The organism is Streptomyces dioscori (assembly GCF_003024195.1).
Taxonomy (GTDB): domain Bacteria; phylum Actinomycetota; class Actinomycetes; order Streptomycetales; family Streptomycetaceae; genus Streptomyces; species Streptomyces dioscori.
This window is the reverse complement of the sequence record NZ_KZ679046.1, coordinates 124,298-138,567: the sequence shown is the minus strand read 5'-3', so window position 1 is coordinate 138,567 and position 14,270 is coordinate 124,298. Positions and strand designations below refer to the sequence as shown.

The following is a 14,270-nucleotide window of genomic DNA, read 5'->3' as shown; positions in this document are numbered from 1 at the left end:
GATCCCCGAGACTAACGGCCGGTTCTGACATCACGGGCGGCTACTCCCGTATCAGCCCGATATACGGCCTATGCGTCCCCGTACGCCTCTCCCCCGAGCTCGAACCCCGCGGTCCCGGCCGTGCTGTCGGCCAGCCAGCTCCGGAAGGCCTCCACGTCGGCGTCCGGGAGGCCGATCTCGATGGTGACGGCCTCCCCGTAGCGGACGTCACGCACCTCGCGGCCGGTGGAGCGCAGGTCGTTCTGCACCTTGCCCGCCCGCTGGTGGTCGACGGTCACGGTCGCGAGGCGGAACCGTCTGCGGGTGAGGGTGCCGACGGTGTCCAGTGCCTCTCCCACCGAGCCGCCGTAGGCCCGGATGAGTCCGCCCGCGCCGAGTTTCACGCCTCCGTAGTAGCGGGTGACGACGGCGACGACGTACCGCATGTCGCGGCGCAGCAGCATCTGGAGCATCGGGACGCCCGCGGTGCCGCCCGGTTCGCCGTCGTCGCTCGCCCTCTGTACGGAGGCGTCGGCGCCGATGACGTACGCGAAGCAGTTGTGCGAGGCGTCCGCGTGCTCCTTGCGGACGGCCGCGACGAAGTCCTGAGCCTCCCGCTCGGTGGCCACCGGCGCCAGCGCGCAGAGAAACCGGGAACGGCTGATCTCGATCTCGTGCACCCCTGCACGAGCCACGGTGCGGTACTGGTCCGGCATCCCCCCAGCGTATGCGCGCCACACACCCACACCGGCTTCAGGGCCGCGGGGACCTGCACAATCGTGCCCCCGCACCTTTTAAGGGCGCGTGCACACACACCTTTCAGGGGCGCGGGGAACTGCGCAATCGCGTACACCCGCCACAACAACGCCGCACCTTCTAGGGGGCGCGGGGAACTGCGCAATCGCGTACACCCGCCGCAGCGACGCCGCACCCAAGAACCCGCCCCCAGGGGCGCAGGGCATGGCCGGCCTACCGGCCCCGCCCACGACGCCCCTTCTCACCCCGCGCCTTCTTCCCGCGCGCCACGATCACATCCGTGAGCAGCGCCGCACCGGGGCCCAGGGACTCCCACCCAAACCCGTGCCACGCGAGGATCGCGATCGCCGAGGTGGGGAACTTCATACGGACGTCGTCCAGCGCGGAGTCGAGGCTGTCACCCGCCAGCGTGAGAACCAGTTCCTCCAGCCCGGGATTGTGCCCGATGAGCAGCAGCGTCTCGGCCTCCGCCGGAGCCTCCCGCACCACGTCGAGCAGCTCGGGCACCTCCGCCCCGTACAGCCGCGCGTCATGCCGCACCGGCGGGGGCGTGCCCCACTGTGCGGCGGCCAGGTCCCAGGTCTCCCGGGCCCGTACGGCGGTGGAGCAGAGCGCGAGGTCGGGCAGGCAGTCGGCGTCGGCGAGGGCGCGCCCGGCGGCCGGGGCGTCCCGGCGCCCGCGCGACGCGAGCGGCCGCTCGTGGTCGGGGACACCGTCCGGCCAGGCGGACTTGGCGTGCCGCAGCACGACGAGGCGGCGCAGCGGACCCGCTCCGGCGCGCGCGATCACGCCGGCGCCCCGCGGCCGATGTCCCGGGTCAGTTCGAGGCCGAGCAGCCGGTCCGCGTAGGCGTACGTCTCGAAGCGGGCCCCGTCCGGAACGGTTCCCGACGTCTCCACCTTCCGGAGGACGCCCAGGACGGCGGGCACGTCGAGGTCGTCCTCCCAGGCGGCGCGCAGCTGTTCCCGTACGGGGTCGGGGATGGGGCCCGAGGGCCGGGTGGCCCAGGCGGCGACGGCGCCCCGCCAGTGCTTCAACTGGTTCTCGGCGTCGATGAGATCGGCCGCGTCGAGCCGTAGCTCCTCGCCCCGGGGGCGGGCGAGCAGAGCGAGCCGCAGGGCGGCGGCGCTCTCGTCGTCCTGCGCCACCGCGGGCTCGATGTCGGCAGGGGCGACCTCGACGCGCAGCCCGCCCGCGCCCGCCGCCCCACCGGCGGGGGTCGCGCCGTCGGCCGGCTCGTCGGTCCGGGCGCGCACGCTCAGCACCTGGGCCTCGCCGAGGCCGGGGCCGCTGTCGCGTTCGTCCTCGAACGGCCGAATGCCCAGCGACCTGGCCCGGGCCCGGAGTTCAGCGCGCCCCTCCGTGCCGGTCAGCACGGTCCACACGGGTGTCCCGCCGATCTCCAGGGCCCGTACGAGCACGTCGGCGGTCAGGAGCACGCGCAGGCCGGTGGCGTCGGGGCGCTCCACCCGCGCCTCGACGCGGGTCAGGCCCCGGCGGGCCGGGGTGGCGGTGACGGGGTCGCCTGTTCGGGCGTCGGTGATACGCAGCACGGGCTGAGCGTAGGCGTGCGAGGGGCCGCGCGCAGGGATGCCGACATCATTCCGGACACGTGTGCGCGGATTCCCGGGGTTCGGAGCGGCTCACGGTGCCCAGGAAACGCACGTGCGGCCTGCCGTCGGGTCCCTCGGAGTCGCGGGTGACGGCGGTCCGTACGCCGTACACCTCGGCGATGAGTTCTTCGGTGAGCACGTCGGCCGGCGTCCCGGTGGCCACCACGCGTCCCTCGCGCAGGACGACGAGCCGGTCGCAGTACATCGCGGCGAGGTTGAGGTCGTGCAGGGCGACGACGCTGGTGACCGGCAGCGAGGTGACGAGGTTCAGCAGGTCGAGCTGGTGCTGGATGTCGAGGTGGTTGGTGGGCTCGTCCAGGAGGAGTTCGCGGGGTTCCTGGGCGAGGGCGCGGGCGATCTGCACGCGCTGGCGTTCACCGCCGGACAGGGTGTGCCAGGACTGTTGGGCGCGGTCGGTGAGGCCGGTGCGGGTCAGGGCGTCGCGTACGGCCTCCTCGTCGGCCTGCGACGGGGGTGTCCAGGCGCGGCGGTGCGGGGTGCGGCCGAGGCGTACGACGTCCAGGACGCTCAACTCGACCTGGGTGTCGGCCTGTTGCTCGACGACCGCGATGCGGCGGGCGATGTCGCGGCGGCCCAGTTCGCCGAGCGGACTGCCGTCGAGGGTGACCACGCCGGAGGCCGGGGTGAGGACGCCGGAGAGCAGTCGCAGGAGGGTGGACTTGCCGGAACCGTTGGGACCGAGGAGTCCGACGGTGCTGCCGGGGGCGGGGCTGATGCTGACGCCGTCCAGGATGACGCGTCCGTCGGCGGTACGGGAGACGCGGCCGGCCCGGAGGCCGACGTCCGGCACGGCCTCACCCTTCCCGGCACCTGCGGTGCCCGCGGCGCCCTCGGCTGCCCCGACTTGCTCACCCGTCCCGATGTGCTCGGTCGTCCCGATGTGCTCCGCCGTCATCGTGTCCTCCGCGTCCGGTACAGCACCAGCACGAACACCGGTACGCCGATGAGTGAGGTGACCACGCCCACGGGCACCTCCTGGGGGTCGAGCACGGTACGGGCCAGGGTGTCGACCCACACCAGGAACACCGCGCCGGCCAGGGCGGCGACCGGCAGCAGCCGGGCGTGGCCGGAACCCACCAACGCGCGGGCCGCGTGCGGCAGGACGAGGCCGACGAAGCCGATCGCGCCCGCCGAGCTGACGAGCGCGGCCGTCAGCAGCGCCGTCACGCACAGCAGCACCAGCCGGGTGCGGGCCACGGACACCCCGAGGGTCGCGGCGGCGTCCTGGCCGAAGGCGAACGCGTCCAGCGTGCGCGCGTACGCCAGACAGACCGCCAGCGCGACCACCAGGACCGCGAGGCAGACCCAGACGTCCGTCCAGCCGACCCCGCCCAGTGAGCCGAGCAGCCAGAACAGCACTCCTCGGGTGGTCTCGGCGTCGGCGGCGGTCATCACCACGAAGGAGGTGAGCGCGGAGAAGAGCTGCATCGCGGCGACACCGCTGAGCACCACGCGGTCCGTCGTCCCGCCGAGCGTGTGGCTGAGCAGCAGGACGAGCCCGAACGACAGCAGCGCCCCGAGGAACGCGCCCGCAGAGACCGACACCAGTCCGCCGCCCGCGCCGAGGACGACCACGACGACCGCGCCGGTCGAGGCTCCGGAGGACACTCCGAGGACGAAGGGGTCGGCGAGCGGGTTGCGCAGCAGGGACTGCATGACCGCGCCGCACACGGCGAGTCCGGCTCCGCAGACGGCGGCCAGCAGGGTGCGGGGCAGCCGCAGCTGCCAGACGATGCCGTCCCGGATGGGACTCAGCTCCGCACTCCCCCAGCCGAGATGGGACGCGACCACGGACCAGACGTCGGCGACACGGATGTCGGCCGGGCCGATGGTGATCGCGACGGCGACGGAGGCGACGAGCAGTGCGGTGCCGGCCGCGCAGAGCAGTCCCACGCGCGGCCGTGCCGTCCTGCGGGTCACCCCGTGAGCCCGAACTCCCGCAGGGCGGCGGCCACTTGTTCGACGCCCTCGACGGTACGGATGGTCGGGTTCATGGCCTGTCCGCTGAGCAGGACGTACCGCTTCTTCTTCACGGCGGTCATGTTCTTGGTGACCGGGTCGGACTCCAGGAACTCGATCTTCTTCTTCGCCGACTCGGCGGTCTGCGACTTGCGGGTCAGGTCGCCGATGACGAGGACGTCGGGGTCGCGGTCGGCGACCGTCTCCCAGTTGATCTGGGGCCATTCCTCGTGGGTGTCGTCGAAGACGTTCTTCGCGCCGAACGCCCGCGTGATGATGCCGGGGGCGCCGCAGCAGCCCGCCATGTACGGAGACTCGGAGTTGGCGAACCAGTACAGGAGGGAGACGTCCGAGGCGTCGATGCCGGCGGTGGCCTTCTTCATCCGCTGCTGGAGCTCGGCGACCAGCTTCTCGCCCCGCTCCCGCACGCCGAACACCTCGGCCAGGTCACGTATCTCGCCGTAGATCGCGTCGATGCCGAGGGGCTTCTTGCGGGCGCCGTCGCCGTCTCCGGTGTTGTCCTTGCCCGCGCAGTCGGAGGGCGAGACGTACGCGGGTACGCCCAGCTTCTCGAACTGCTCGCGGGTGGCCACGCCTCCCTTGCCGAGCGTGGACACGAACGAGGCGGCGACGAAGTCGGGGTCGGCGTCCAGCACCCGTTCGAAGGACGGGTTGTTGTCGGCGATCCGCTTCACCTTCGCGTCGGCCTTCTCCAGGCCCTTCATCACCGGGTCGGTCCAGGTGGCGGTGCCCACCATCCGGTCGGCGAGGCCCAGCGAGAACATGATCTCGGTGGTGCCCTGGTTGAGGGAGACGGCCTTGCGCGGCGGGGACTCCACGCGGACGGTGTGGCCGCAGTTGTCCAGGGTGACGGCCGCCGCGGAGCCCTTGGCGGCCGAGCCGGACGAGCCGGACGAGTCGGCGCCGCCGCAGCCGGTCAGCAGAATGACCCCGGAAACGAGCAGGGCGGCAGGACGGGTGGGGCGTGCGATGGGCACGGAAGTTCCTCAGACGTCGAGGGCTCGAACGCGGAGCCCGGTCGTACGGTGCTCCCCCGCCGTCTCGGGACCGCGGAGGCCGCCAGCAGGTCTTCGGACTCGGGTTCACCCGGACGAGGCGCCTTCCCGGACCGTCCATCCGGTCCAGTGGCCGATGCCCCGCCCGTCACCCTCACCGCTGCGCGTCAGCTCCGGATTTCCACCGGATTCCCTGACCCACGTACATGGGTTCGACTGGCATTCGCAAGCTATCACGGCGGCTCTCAGGGCCCTGCGGCAGAGCGGACTCCCGACCCGCCTCCAGGGGCGCGCGGACAGCAGCCCGCCCGCTTCCAGGGGCGCGGGGAACTGCGCGAACGGCCCCCACCGGGCCGCACCCGCCCAGGGACCCGCAGCCCCACCCCCTGCCGCGGCGGCTGCGCCGGGCGCGACCTCGGGAATCCCCGGCCCGCGCCCGGCGTTGTCCCGCGCGACACCCTCACTCACCCCCGCAGGAGGCGAACCGTGTACGGCGACCAGGCAACGATCCGCAAGATCCTCACCGAGACCGGCGACACCTGGGCCGTCGTAGGCCTGTCGTCGAACGAACGACGTGCCGCGTACGGCGTCGCGGACGTGCTCAAGCGCTACGGCAAGCGCGTGATCCCCGTCCACCCGAAGGCCGAGACGGTCCACGGGGAGAAGGGGTACGCCTCCCTGGAGGACATCCCCTTCGAGGTCGACGTGGTCGACGTGTTCGTCAACAGCGACCTGGCCGGCCCCGTCGCCGACGAGGCCGTCGCCATCGGTGCCAAGGCCGTCTGGTTCCAGCTCGGCGTGATCGACGAGGCCGCCTTCGAGCGCACCCGCGCGGCCGGTCTCGACATGGTCATGGACCGCTGCCCGGCGATCGAGATCCCCCGCCTGGGCTGATCCCCACCCGGGCCGAACCGGCGATGCTCCACCAGCCGCGCTGAACCGGCGGGGCTGAACCGGCGATGCTCGGCCGACGGCCCTGTAGCGGCGGCGCGACACCGGAACAAGCACCTGGCTCATCCGTCGCGGCGCCCCGTTCCCCCGGGTTCGTACGCCCGCCGGCCCGTCCTCCGCGGAGCCTCGAACGCCGAGCCCGACCAGGCGGGCGGTTCCGCGCCCGGGGCGGGCGTCCGCCGGCCGGACGCGGTCCGGTTCCAGTCGCCGTCCCCGAGGACGAGCATCGGGTCGAACATCACGACGACTCCCGCGAGCGCCAGGAAGAGGACCGGGCCGATGAGCATCGGCAGCAGCAGCGAGTGGGCGGAGTCGCCCGAATCCGGCGCTCCGGCCGCGCCGTGCAGATGCACGCTGACCGCGGCCATTCCCGTGTAGTGCATACCGGTCACGGCGACGCCCATGACCAGGCTCGCCGCCAGGCTGGTCAGGAAGCCGCGGATCGCGACCGCCGCCCAGAGCGCGGCGGTCGCGGCGACGACGGCGATCAGGACGGAGAGCGCGACGGTACGGATCTCGTAGCGCAGGTCGCCGTTCAGACGAATGGCGGCCATGCCGATGTAGTGCATGGCCGCGACCCCGAGGCCGGTGAAGGTGCCCGCGATGAGCAGGGTCGCCGTGTTCGCGCCGCGATAACCGACGGCGAAGACACCGACACCCACCACGGCGATCGCCACCGCGAGGCTGAGGATCGTCAGGCCGACGTCGTAACGGATACGGCTTTCCTCGACCTGGAATCCGATCATGGCGATGAAATGCATCGTCCAGATGCCGCAGCCGATCGACGCCGCCCCGAGCGCGAGCCAACCCGGTCTCCAGGACTGGTCGTTGCGCAGGGACCGGGTGATGCAGCGCAGTCCCAGAGCGGCGCCCAGACAGGCCATGACATAGGCTGTGAGCGGGGTGACCGTTCCATAACTGAATCCGTCGACCGTGCCTTGCATATGCCAACATCCCCCCGGAATACGACTGTTGCGGGGACATATGTACGTGCCATAACGGGGCTGCAGCAAGGGTTTTCGTGCAATTGCAGCCAACGGAATTCCACATCGGCCACTTCCGGTCACGAAGGGTCTTCATTCGGCCGGAGGGAATCATTCTGGTGGCGCGGCGCACGATTGCGGTCGCCCGCCCCCGCCTTCAACCGGAGGTGCCTTCACACCTGAGGCGCCTTCACAGCTGGGGCGCCGCTACACCTGAGGCTTGGACGTCACGGTGAACTGCGCCCCGTCGGGATCCCGCAGCACCGCCTCCGTGGTGGTCGCGCCGTCCCGGACCGTACCGCCGTGCTCCAGGGCGGCACGGATGCACGCCTCGACGTCCGTGACCGCGAAATGGACCTGCCAGTGCGGCCGGATCGTGGGATCGGGGGCGGCCTCCACCGCGCCGGAGTGGATACGGGCCACCACGTCGCCGTCGCTGCGCAGGACGACCTCGTCCCCGTCGTAGTGCACCTCGCAGCAGCCGGGCCGCGAGGTCGCCCACTCCAGCACCTCGCCGTAGAACATCGCGGCGTCGAAGGCGTTGCGCGTGTGCAGTCGCAAGAAGGCGGGGGCGGCCCGGCGCCAGGTCTCCCAGCCGGCGACGAGCTGGCCCTCCCAGATGCCGAAGACGGCTCCGTCGCGGTCCGCCAGCAGGGCTGCCCGGCCCGGCGGGAAGCCGATGGGCCCGACCGCCGCCGTACCGCCGCGCTCCTGGCCCCGGGCCACCGCCTCGTCGGCGCTGTCCACGGCGAAGTACGGGGTCCAGGCGACGGCCATCTGCCACATCGTGGCCACGGCCGCGATGCCCGCGACCGGCACCCCGTCCGCGTAGGCGATCCGGAACCGGTCCATCAGCGCGGTCGTCCGGAACCGCCACCCCAGCACCGCCTGGTAGAAGTCCTCGGCGGCCTGCTGGTCGCGCGCCGTCAGGCTGACCCAGCACGGGGCTCCCGCGACCGAGTGACTGGAGACGACGTCGCTGCGGACTCTTGCGTCGCTGTTCATGGCAGTACCGTTCCTGAGTCGTACCGAGGGGCGTGGGCGGACACCCGACAGCGTCGAGAGCACTGGCCGGGCCGTGGTGCCGTCTTCCTCAGCATCCCCCGCCCACGCCTCCTTCGCCCGGAGGCGGGCGGGGTCCCACGCCCCGAGTACCCGGCGCTGCGGCCCGAAACAAACCGGCGCCCAGGACCACTCAATCGTGCGCCGGCCTGTCCCTCAGCCGGTGGTCGGCCAGGTTCAGCGCCTCGTCGACGACCCGCCGCAGATGCCCGTCCCGCAGCGAATAGATCACCCGGCGCCCCTCCTTGCGTGTGTTGACGAGGCCCGCGAGCCGCAGCCGCGCCAGGTGCTGGCTGACCGCCGGGCGGGCGGCCCCGCACCGCTCCGTGAGGGTCGTGACGTCCGCCTCGTCATCGGCCAGGGCGTGCAGCAGGGCGAGCCGGGTGCGATCGCCCAGGAGGGCGAGGAGTTCGGCGGCGAGGGCGAACTGCTCCTCGCCCGGTGTGCGCGGATGCTCATCGTGCGCAGGTGACAGGTGCATGCGTGCGCTCATACGCACATAATGGCTCGGTGGGACGGTCGCGTCCACCTCGTTCATGGACATCCCGGGAAGGGGATCATGTGAGCACCGAGCACGACCACGGGCGGGAGCGGGGGCCTGGGCATGCCCATGAAGACGGCCATGGGCCCGGAGGCGGGCACGGAAGCGGGCACGACCACGGGCACCATTCAGAGAGCCAGGCCCGGTCCGGGCACCGGCTGCGGCACCGGCTGAGCCATCTCCTCACCCCGCACTCGCACGCCACCGCCGACAAGGTCGACTCCGCTCTGGAGTCCTCGGCCCGCGGTATCCGTACGCTCTGGATCTCGCTGGCCGTCCTCGGCGCGACCGCCGCCGCCCAGGCGGTCGTCGTCGCCCTCTCCGGCTCGGTGGCGCTGCTCGGCGACACCGTGCACAACGCGGCGGACGCGCTCACCGCCGTACCGCTCGGCATCGCGTTCGTCCTGGGCCGACGGGCCGCCGACCGGCGGTTCACGTACGGATACGGGCGGGCGGAGGACCTGGCGGGACTCGTGATCGTGCTGACGATCGCGGCCTCCGCGGTCTTCGCGGGCTGGACGGCGGTCGACCGGCTGCTCGACCCACGCCCCGTCGAGCATCTGCCGGTGGTCGCCGCCGCGGCCGTCATCGGCTTCGTGGGCAACGAGTGGGTGGCCCGCTACCGCATCCGCGTCGGCCGCGAAATCGGCTCGGCGGCGCTGGTCGCGGACGGGCTCCACGCGCGGACGGACGGTTTCACCTCGCTCGCCGTGCTCCTGGGCGCGGGCGGCGCGGCCGTCGGCTGGCAGCTCGCCGACCCGGTGGTCGGGCTGGCGATCACGGCGGCCCTGCTGGTGGTGCTGCGCGACGCCGCGCGCGAGGTGTTCCACCGGGTCATGGACGCGGTCGACCCGGCTCTGCTCGACGCGGCCGAGCGGGCACTGCGGGAGGTGCCCGGCGTGCGTGGGGTCGGCGAACTGCGACTGCGCTGGATCGGCCACCGGCTGCGCGCCGAGGTGGCCGTCGTCGTCGACGGGGAGTCGAGCGTCCGCGCGGCCCACCGGGTGGCGGTCGCGGCCGAACACGCCCTGCTGCACGCCGTACCGGGCCTCACCGCGGCCCTCGTGCACGCCGATCCGTCACCCGTGCCGGGTGAGTCGGACCCTCATCTGGCGCTGGCCCACCACGTGACGGGGCCCGGCTGAGCGGTCAGGCGTTCCCGAGTCCTTCCAGGACGACGGCGTTCGGGAGCTCGGCGAACGCCTTCCCCGGCACGAGCAGCTTTCCGCGCCGACGGCCGCTGCCCACCAGTACGTACGGCAGGTCGACGACGGCCGAGTCCACCAACACCGGCCAGTGCGCGGGCAGTCCGAGCGGGGTGATGCCGCCGTACTCCATCCCGGTCTCGCCGGTCGCCGTGTCCATCGCCGCGAACGACGCCTTGCGCGCGCCGAGTTGCCGCCGGACCGCGCCGTTCACGTCGACGCGAGTGGCCGACAGCACCACGCACGCGGCGAGCGTCGTCTCCCCGCCGCGCTTGCCCGCGACGACCACGCAGTTCGCGGACTGCCCGAGGAGTTCCGGGCCGTAGTGCTCCAGGAAGGTGGCGGTGTCGGCCCACTCCGGCTCCGTGTCCACGTACACGATCTGCTCGGCGGGGACGCTGCCGCGCCAGTCGCGTACGGCGTCGGCGACCGGGCGGGTCAGCACGTCGAGGCGTTCGGTGGCGGGCGTGGCGTCGTCGAAGTGTCCGAGGGGTGCGCGCATGCCGGCACGCTAACAGCCACGCGGACGGCTCCCGCCGGGGCCTCGGCCTCGGCAAGGAATGCCTCCGCGCGGGGGCCGTACGAGCCTCAGTGCACGCCCGGCACCGACACCGCCATCACCATCTCCACGGGTACGTCGCCCGCGTTGGCGTACGTGTGGGGGGTGTTGGCCTCGAAGGAGGCGCTCGAACCGGCCGGGACGCGGTACTCCGTGCCGTCCACGGTGAGCGCCAGTTCGCCCTTCGTGACGTGGATGAGTTCGACCGTGCCCGTGGGGTGCGGGTCCGAGGGGCTGCCCTCGCCCGGCATCAGCCGCCAGTCCCACATCTCCAGGGGACCGGGGGCCTCGGTGCCCGCGAGGAGGCGGTTGTAGCTGCCCGCGTCCGTGTGCCAGAGCCGTACGGCCTGCTCCGGCGGGACGATCCGGACCTTCGGGCCCTGCTCGTAGTCGAGCAGGGTGGTGATGCTGATGCCGAGCGCGTCGCCGATCTTCACGACGGTACCGAGGCTGGGGTTGGTGCGGGCCTGCTCGATCTGGATGAGCATGCCGCGGCTGACCCCGGCGCGGGCGGCGAGCGCGTCGAGGGTGAAGCCGCGCTCGGTGCGCCAGCGCTTGACGTTGCGCGCCAGTGACTGGGTCAGGAGGTCGAGGTCCGACACATTCCGTCCAATATTCTGGATGACAGAGTCCAATGAACTGAACTACGGTGGGGTGCACCGGATTGTTCACCGAACTGTACTGCGAGGCGCTCGATGACAGCACTGTTCGCCCTGGCCACCAGCCTCCTGTGGGGGCTGGCCGACTTCGGCGGCGGCTTGCTGGCACGGCGTACCCCCGCGCTGACGGTGGTGGTCGTCTCGCAGTCGATCGCCGCGGTGGTGCTGGGCGCGGTCGTCCTCGGGACGGGCGCCTGGAGCGAGACAGGACCGCGGTTGTGGTTCGCGGTGGCGGCGGGGCTGGTCGGGCCCGTCGCCATGCTGGCCTTCTACAAGGCACTCGCACTCGGGCCAATGGGGGTCGTCTCCCCGCTCGGCTCGATCGGGGTCGCCGTGCCGGTGGGGGTCGGACTCGCCCTCGGGGAGCGTCCCGGGCTGATGCAGTTCGTGGGAATCGCCGTCGCCGTCGCGGGGGTCGTGCTGGCGGGCGGGCCGCAGTTCAGGGGAGCGCCCGTGCAGCGGCAGGCCGTGCTGCTCACACTGCTCGCGGCGTTCGGATTCGGGGCGGTCATGGCGCTGATCGCGGAGGCGTCGTCGACGCTCACCGGGCTCTTTCTGGCGCTGTTCGTGCAGCGCGTCACGAATGTCGTCGCCGGTGGGGCGGCGCTGTGCGTGTCCGTGCGGCGGGGGCGGGTGGCTCTGCCCCGGGTGGCCTGGCGGGCGGTGCCGGCGTTCGCGTTCGTGGGGCTGGCGGATGTCGCCGCCAACGGCACGTATGCGCTGGCCGCTCGGCTTGGGCCGGTGGCTGTGGCCGCGGTTCTCGCCTCGCTGTATCCGGTGGTTACCGCCGTGGCCGCGCGGGGTTTCCTGCGGGAGCGGTTGCGGGGGGTGCAGGTGGCTGGGGCGGGGCTTGCGTTGGTGGGGAGCGTGTTGCTCGCGACGGGGTGAACCGACCGGTTGGCTCCGCCAGGGGCTGTGCGTCGGCTGCGGGTGCGTTGTGGCTGGTCGCGCAGTTCCCCGCGCCCCTTAGGGGGTGGGTGGCTGGGGATGGGTCTTGACCGCGGGCTCGTCGTGGCTGAGCGCGCCGTTCCCCGCGCCCCTTACGGGGCGCCTGCTTGAGCGCGCTTTCCCCCTGCCCCCTAGGGGGCGTCCTCTATTGCTCTCAGGGCCTTGATGCTCTGTTCGTCCAGTTCTGACAAGGCCAGTAGTTGTTCCGGGGTGATGTCCGCGGGGATCGGGGTCGGGGCGGGGGTGCGCAGCGGGGGCTGCCAGCCCTCGGTGGGGGTCCAGCGGCGGACCACGCGGGCCGGCGCTCCCGCCACCACCGCGTGGTCGGGGACCACGCCGCGTACCACCGCACCGGCCGCCACCACCACGTTCCGGCCGATCCGCGCCCCCGGCAGGATCACCGCGCCTGTGCCGATCCAGCAGCCGGGGCCGATCTCCACCGGCTCCATCCGCGGCCACTGCTTGCCGATGGGCACCTGCGGATCGTCGTACGAGTGGTTCGTGGACGTCACGTACACATAGGGCCCGAAGTAGCAGTCGCTGCCGATCGTGACCGTGGTGTCGGCGATGACATGGCTGCCCCGGCCGAGGACGACACCGTTGCCCAGCCGCAGTATCGGCTCCGCGCCGAGGTCGAGGTCGGGCATCAACCCGGCGGTCAGCGTGACCTGTTCGCCGATGATGCAGTGGTCGCCGAGGTGGATCCACGGTTCGCCGAACACCGTGCCCTGCGGGAAGGCCAGCCTCGTGCCCGTCCCCATCGCGCCGAACCGCAGCCGTCCGGGCCGCTCGGCCGTCACCGCGCCGGTCCGCTGCACCCAGGCCCAGCCCGCGTGGACGGCCCGCTGGACGAGGCGGCTCCGCCGGGACGAGAACGTGTTCTTACTCTTGGGCACCCGCTCACCGTACTCAGCGGCACGTCCGCCCAAGAGCTCGTACACCTGTGATCTTCGCCCCACCGGCACCGACCTGCGGTTCACCCGCAACGGATGATGCGCCCGCGTCCCGTCGGGGGTGCGCTGGCGCAATGACCCGGTACCGCGCTCTTCATCCCTTCGATACGGCCGGACGCCTGACACGGTTCGCGCTGGGGGCCGCCGCCGACGTCACCGATGCGGTGATCCGCGCGCTGACGGCCGCGGTCGTCGACCGGATGGACCTGGACGAACTCGTGTCCCGCGTCGATGTGAACCAGGTCGCCGAGCGCGTCGACGTCGACCGGATCGCGGCCCGGCTGGATCTCGACGCCGTGCTCGACCGTATCGATCTGGCCGCCCTCACCAAGGGCGTGCTGACGGAGATCGACCTCGGCCGTATCGTCCGCGACACCGGCGGCGGGATGGCCGACGAGACCGTCCACGGGCTCCGGGCCCGGAGCGTGCGGGCCGACCGGATGGTGGACCGCATCGCCGACCGCCTGCTGCGCAGACCCGACCCGGAGCAGGGGGACGAGCACGAGCAGGACTCGGATACGGGGTCGGTGGTGGTGTCCGTATCCGGTTCTGGGTCGCCTGGGTCGTCCCGCGAGCAGACGCTCTGACCGGGGGCGTCGTGACGGGGGCGGAGCGGGCCGGGGGCCCGCGGGGGGACGCCGCGGGACTTGTGTCGCGCGTGCTGGCGGGCCTGGTGGACGCGTTCGTGGTCGCCGGGCTCGGGCTCGCCGTGCAGTTCGGGGCCGGCGGCGTGCGGCTGCTCGTCACCGGGCCGCCGTTCCGGCTGCCCGACCTCTCCGTCCGGCTCTCCGGTCTGTGCGGCTGGACCATCGCCCTGCTCTACCTCACCGGCAGCTGGGTCCTGACCGGCAGCACCGTGGGCGGCCGGCTGCTGGGCCTGCGCGTCGTCACCGGACGTTCGGGCGGGCTGCCAGGTGTCCTGCGCGCCCTCGCGCGCGCCGCGCTGTGCCTGGTGTTCCCCCTGGGCCTGCTGTGGATCCCGGTGAGCAGGCGCCGTGCGTCGGTCCAGGATCTCGTCCTGGCCACCACCGTCCGCTACGACAGGATGTGACGGGTCGTCGTGTG

Annotated in this window: 17 protein-coding genes and 1 riboswitch; of the genes, 5 read left to right on the top strand and 12 right to left on the bottom strand. The window is 72.5% G+C overall.

From position 1 onward, the window contains the following. Positions 1-68: 68 nt before the first annotated feature. The 6 genes from C6Y14_RS23315 to C6Y14_RS23290 form a co-directional block, all read right to left on the bottom strand. The gene (locus C6Y14_RS23315) at positions 69-695 is read right to left on the bottom strand and encodes a YigZ family protein (protein ID WP_107018738.1); all 627 of its coding nucleotides are present in this window, start codon (positions 693-695) and stop codon (positions 69-71) included. A gap of 253 nt (positions 696-948) precedes the next feature. After that, positions 949-1,524: a SixA phosphatase family protein gene (locus C6Y14_RS23310; RefSeq protein WP_107018737.1), complete on the bottom strand. Its 576-nt coding sequence runs from the start codon at positions 1,522-1,524 to the stop codon at positions 949-951. Further along, on the bottom strand, positions 1,521-2,288 hold the full coding sequence (locus tag C6Y14_RS23305; protein WP_225891227.1) for a hypothetical protein: 768 nt from the start codon (positions 2,286-2,288) through the stop codon (positions 1,521-1,523). The genes C6Y14_RS23310 and C6Y14_RS23305 overlap by 4 nt, the downstream gene beginning before the upstream one ends. A 46-nt stretch (positions 2,289-2,334) precedes the next feature. Further along, positions 2,335-3,159 (bottom strand): ABC transporter ATP-binding protein, encoded by an 825-nt coding sequence (locus C6Y14_RS23300; RefSeq protein ID WP_225891250.1) that lies wholly within the window; start codon positions 3,157-3,159, stop codon positions 2,335-2,337. 101 nt (positions 3,160-3,260) lie between these two features. Then, positions 3,261-4,289 carry a FecCD family ABC transporter permease gene (locus C6Y14_RS23295; protein WP_225891226.1) on the bottom strand — a complete coding sequence of 343 codons (1,029 nt, stop codon included), beginning with the start codon at positions 4,287-4,289 and terminating at the stop codon, positions 3,261-3,263. Further along, positions 4,286-5,326, bottom strand: a complete 1,041-nt coding sequence (locus tag C6Y14_RS23290) for an ABC transporter substrate-binding protein (protein ID WP_107018733.1) — start codon at positions 5,324-5,326, stop codon at positions 4,286-4,288. The genes C6Y14_RS23295 and C6Y14_RS23290 overlap by 4 nt, the downstream gene beginning before the upstream one ends. 67 nt (positions 5,327-5,393) lie before the next feature. Beyond that, a riboswitch (cobalamin riboswitch) is annotated at positions 5,394-5,580 on the bottom strand. A gap of 250 nt (positions 5,581-5,830) precedes the next feature. Between C6Y14_RS23290 and C6Y14_RS23285 the strand changes: the two genes are divergently transcribed. Beyond that, positions 5,831-6,238: a CoA-binding protein gene (locus tag C6Y14_RS23285; RefSeq protein WP_107018732.1), complete on the top strand. Its 408-nt coding sequence runs from the start codon at positions 5,831-5,833 to the stop codon at positions 6,236-6,238. A gap of 119 nt (positions 6,239-6,357) precedes the next feature. On the opposite strand, the gene C6Y14_RS23280 is transcribed toward C6Y14_RS23285, so the two are convergent. From C6Y14_RS23280 to C6Y14_RS23270, 3 genes are all read right to left on the bottom strand, one after another. Then, entirely contained in the window at positions 6,358-7,239 is an 882-nt protein-coding gene (locus tag C6Y14_RS23280; protein ID WP_107018731.1) for an MHYT domain-containing protein, read from the bottom strand. A gap of 246 nt (positions 7,240-7,485) precedes the next feature. Then, entirely contained in the window at positions 7,486-8,283 is a 798-nt protein-coding gene (locus C6Y14_RS23275; RefSeq protein WP_107018730.1) for a VOC family protein, read from the bottom strand. A 190-nt stretch (positions 8,284-8,473) separates the two neighbouring features. Then, positions 8,474-8,833 carry an ArsR/SmtB family transcription factor gene (locus C6Y14_RS23270; RefSeq protein WP_199854827.1) on the bottom strand — a complete coding sequence of 120 codons (360 nt, stop codon included), beginning with the start codon at positions 8,831-8,833 and terminating at the stop codon, positions 8,474-8,476. Between the two features lie 68 nt (positions 8,834-8,901). On the opposite strand from C6Y14_RS23270, the gene C6Y14_RS23265 reads away from it, so the two are divergent. Next, positions 8,902-10,026 (top strand): cation diffusion facilitator family transporter, encoded by a 1,125-nt coding sequence (locus C6Y14_RS23265; protein WP_199854826.1) that lies wholly within the window; start codon positions 8,902-8,904, stop codon positions 10,024-10,026. 4 nt (positions 10,027-10,030) lie between these two features. Here the strand turns inward: C6Y14_RS23265 and C6Y14_RS23260 are convergent, their stop codons facing one another. After that, a complete protein-coding gene (locus C6Y14_RS23260) occupies positions 10,031-10,588 on the bottom strand; it encodes a YbaK/EbsC family protein (protein ID WP_107018728.1) in 558 nt (185 codons plus the stop codon). Between the two features lie 86 nt (positions 10,589-10,674). Continuing rightward, complete coding sequence (locus C6Y14_RS23255) at positions 10,675-11,247, bottom strand: helix-turn-helix domain-containing protein (protein ID WP_107018727.1); 573 nt, start codon at positions 11,245-11,247, stop codon at positions 10,675-10,677. Positions 11,248-11,340: 93 nt separating this feature from the next. Here C6Y14_RS23255 and C6Y14_RS23250 point away from each other — a divergent pair, with 93 nt between their 5' ends. Further along, the gene (locus C6Y14_RS23250; protein WP_107018726.1) at positions 11,341-12,192 is read left to right on the top strand and encodes a DMT family transporter; all 852 of its coding nucleotides are present in this window, start codon (positions 11,341-11,343) and stop codon (positions 12,190-12,192) included. Between the two features lie 191 nt (positions 12,193-12,383). Here C6Y14_RS23250 and C6Y14_RS23245 read toward each other — a convergent pair whose 3' ends face one another. Next, on the bottom strand, positions 12,384-13,148 hold the full coding sequence (locus C6Y14_RS23245; RefSeq protein ID WP_225891225.1) for an acyltransferase: 765 nt from the start codon (positions 13,146-13,148) through the stop codon (positions 12,384-12,386). Between the two features lie 131 nt (positions 13,149-13,279). On the opposite strand from C6Y14_RS23245, the gene C6Y14_RS23240 reads away from it, so the two are divergent. Then, the gene (locus C6Y14_RS23240; protein WP_225891224.1) at positions 13,280-13,792 is read left to right on the top strand and encodes a hypothetical protein; all 513 of its coding nucleotides are present in this window, start codon (positions 13,280-13,282) and stop codon (positions 13,790-13,792) included. 62 nt (positions 13,793-13,854) lie between these two features. Then, positions 13,855-14,256 (top strand): RDD family protein, encoded by a 402-nt coding sequence (locus C6Y14_RS23235; RefSeq protein WP_107018725.1) that lies wholly within the window; start codon positions 13,855-13,857, stop codon positions 14,254-14,256. Positions 14,257-14,270 lie beyond the last annotated feature (14 nt).

What these genes read in the sequence shown, in the direction of transcription:
- C6Y14_RS23315 (WP_107018738.1), bottom strand. Translation starts at nt 695, where the DNA reads ATGCCGGACCAGTACCGCACCGTGGCTCGTGCAGGGGTGCACGAGATC.
- C6Y14_RS23280 (WP_107018731.1), bottom strand. Translation starts at nt 7,239, where the DNA reads ATGCAAGGCACGGTCGACGGATTCAGTTATGGAACGGTCACCCCGCTC.
- C6Y14_RS23275 (WP_107018730.1), bottom strand. Translation starts at nt 8,283, where the DNA reads ATGAACAGCGACGCAAGAGTCCGCAGCGACGTCGTCTCCAGTCACTCG.
- C6Y14_RS23270 (WP_199854827.1), bottom strand. Translation starts at nt 8,833, where the DNA reads ATGAGCGCACGCATGCACCTGTCACCTGCGCACGATGAGCATCCGCGC.
- C6Y14_RS23260 (WP_107018728.1), bottom strand. Translation starts at nt 10,588, where the DNA reads ATGCGCGCACCCCTCGGACACTTCGACGACGCCACGCCCGCCACCGAA.
- C6Y14_RS23250 (WP_107018726.1), top strand. Translation starts at nt 11,341, where the DNA reads ATGACAGCACTGTTCGCCCTGGCCACCAGCCTCCTGTGGGGGCTGGCC.
- C6Y14_RS23240 (WP_225891224.1), top strand. Translation starts at nt 13,280, where the DNA reads ATGACCCGGTACCGCGCTCTTCATCCCTTCGATACGGCCGGACGCCTG.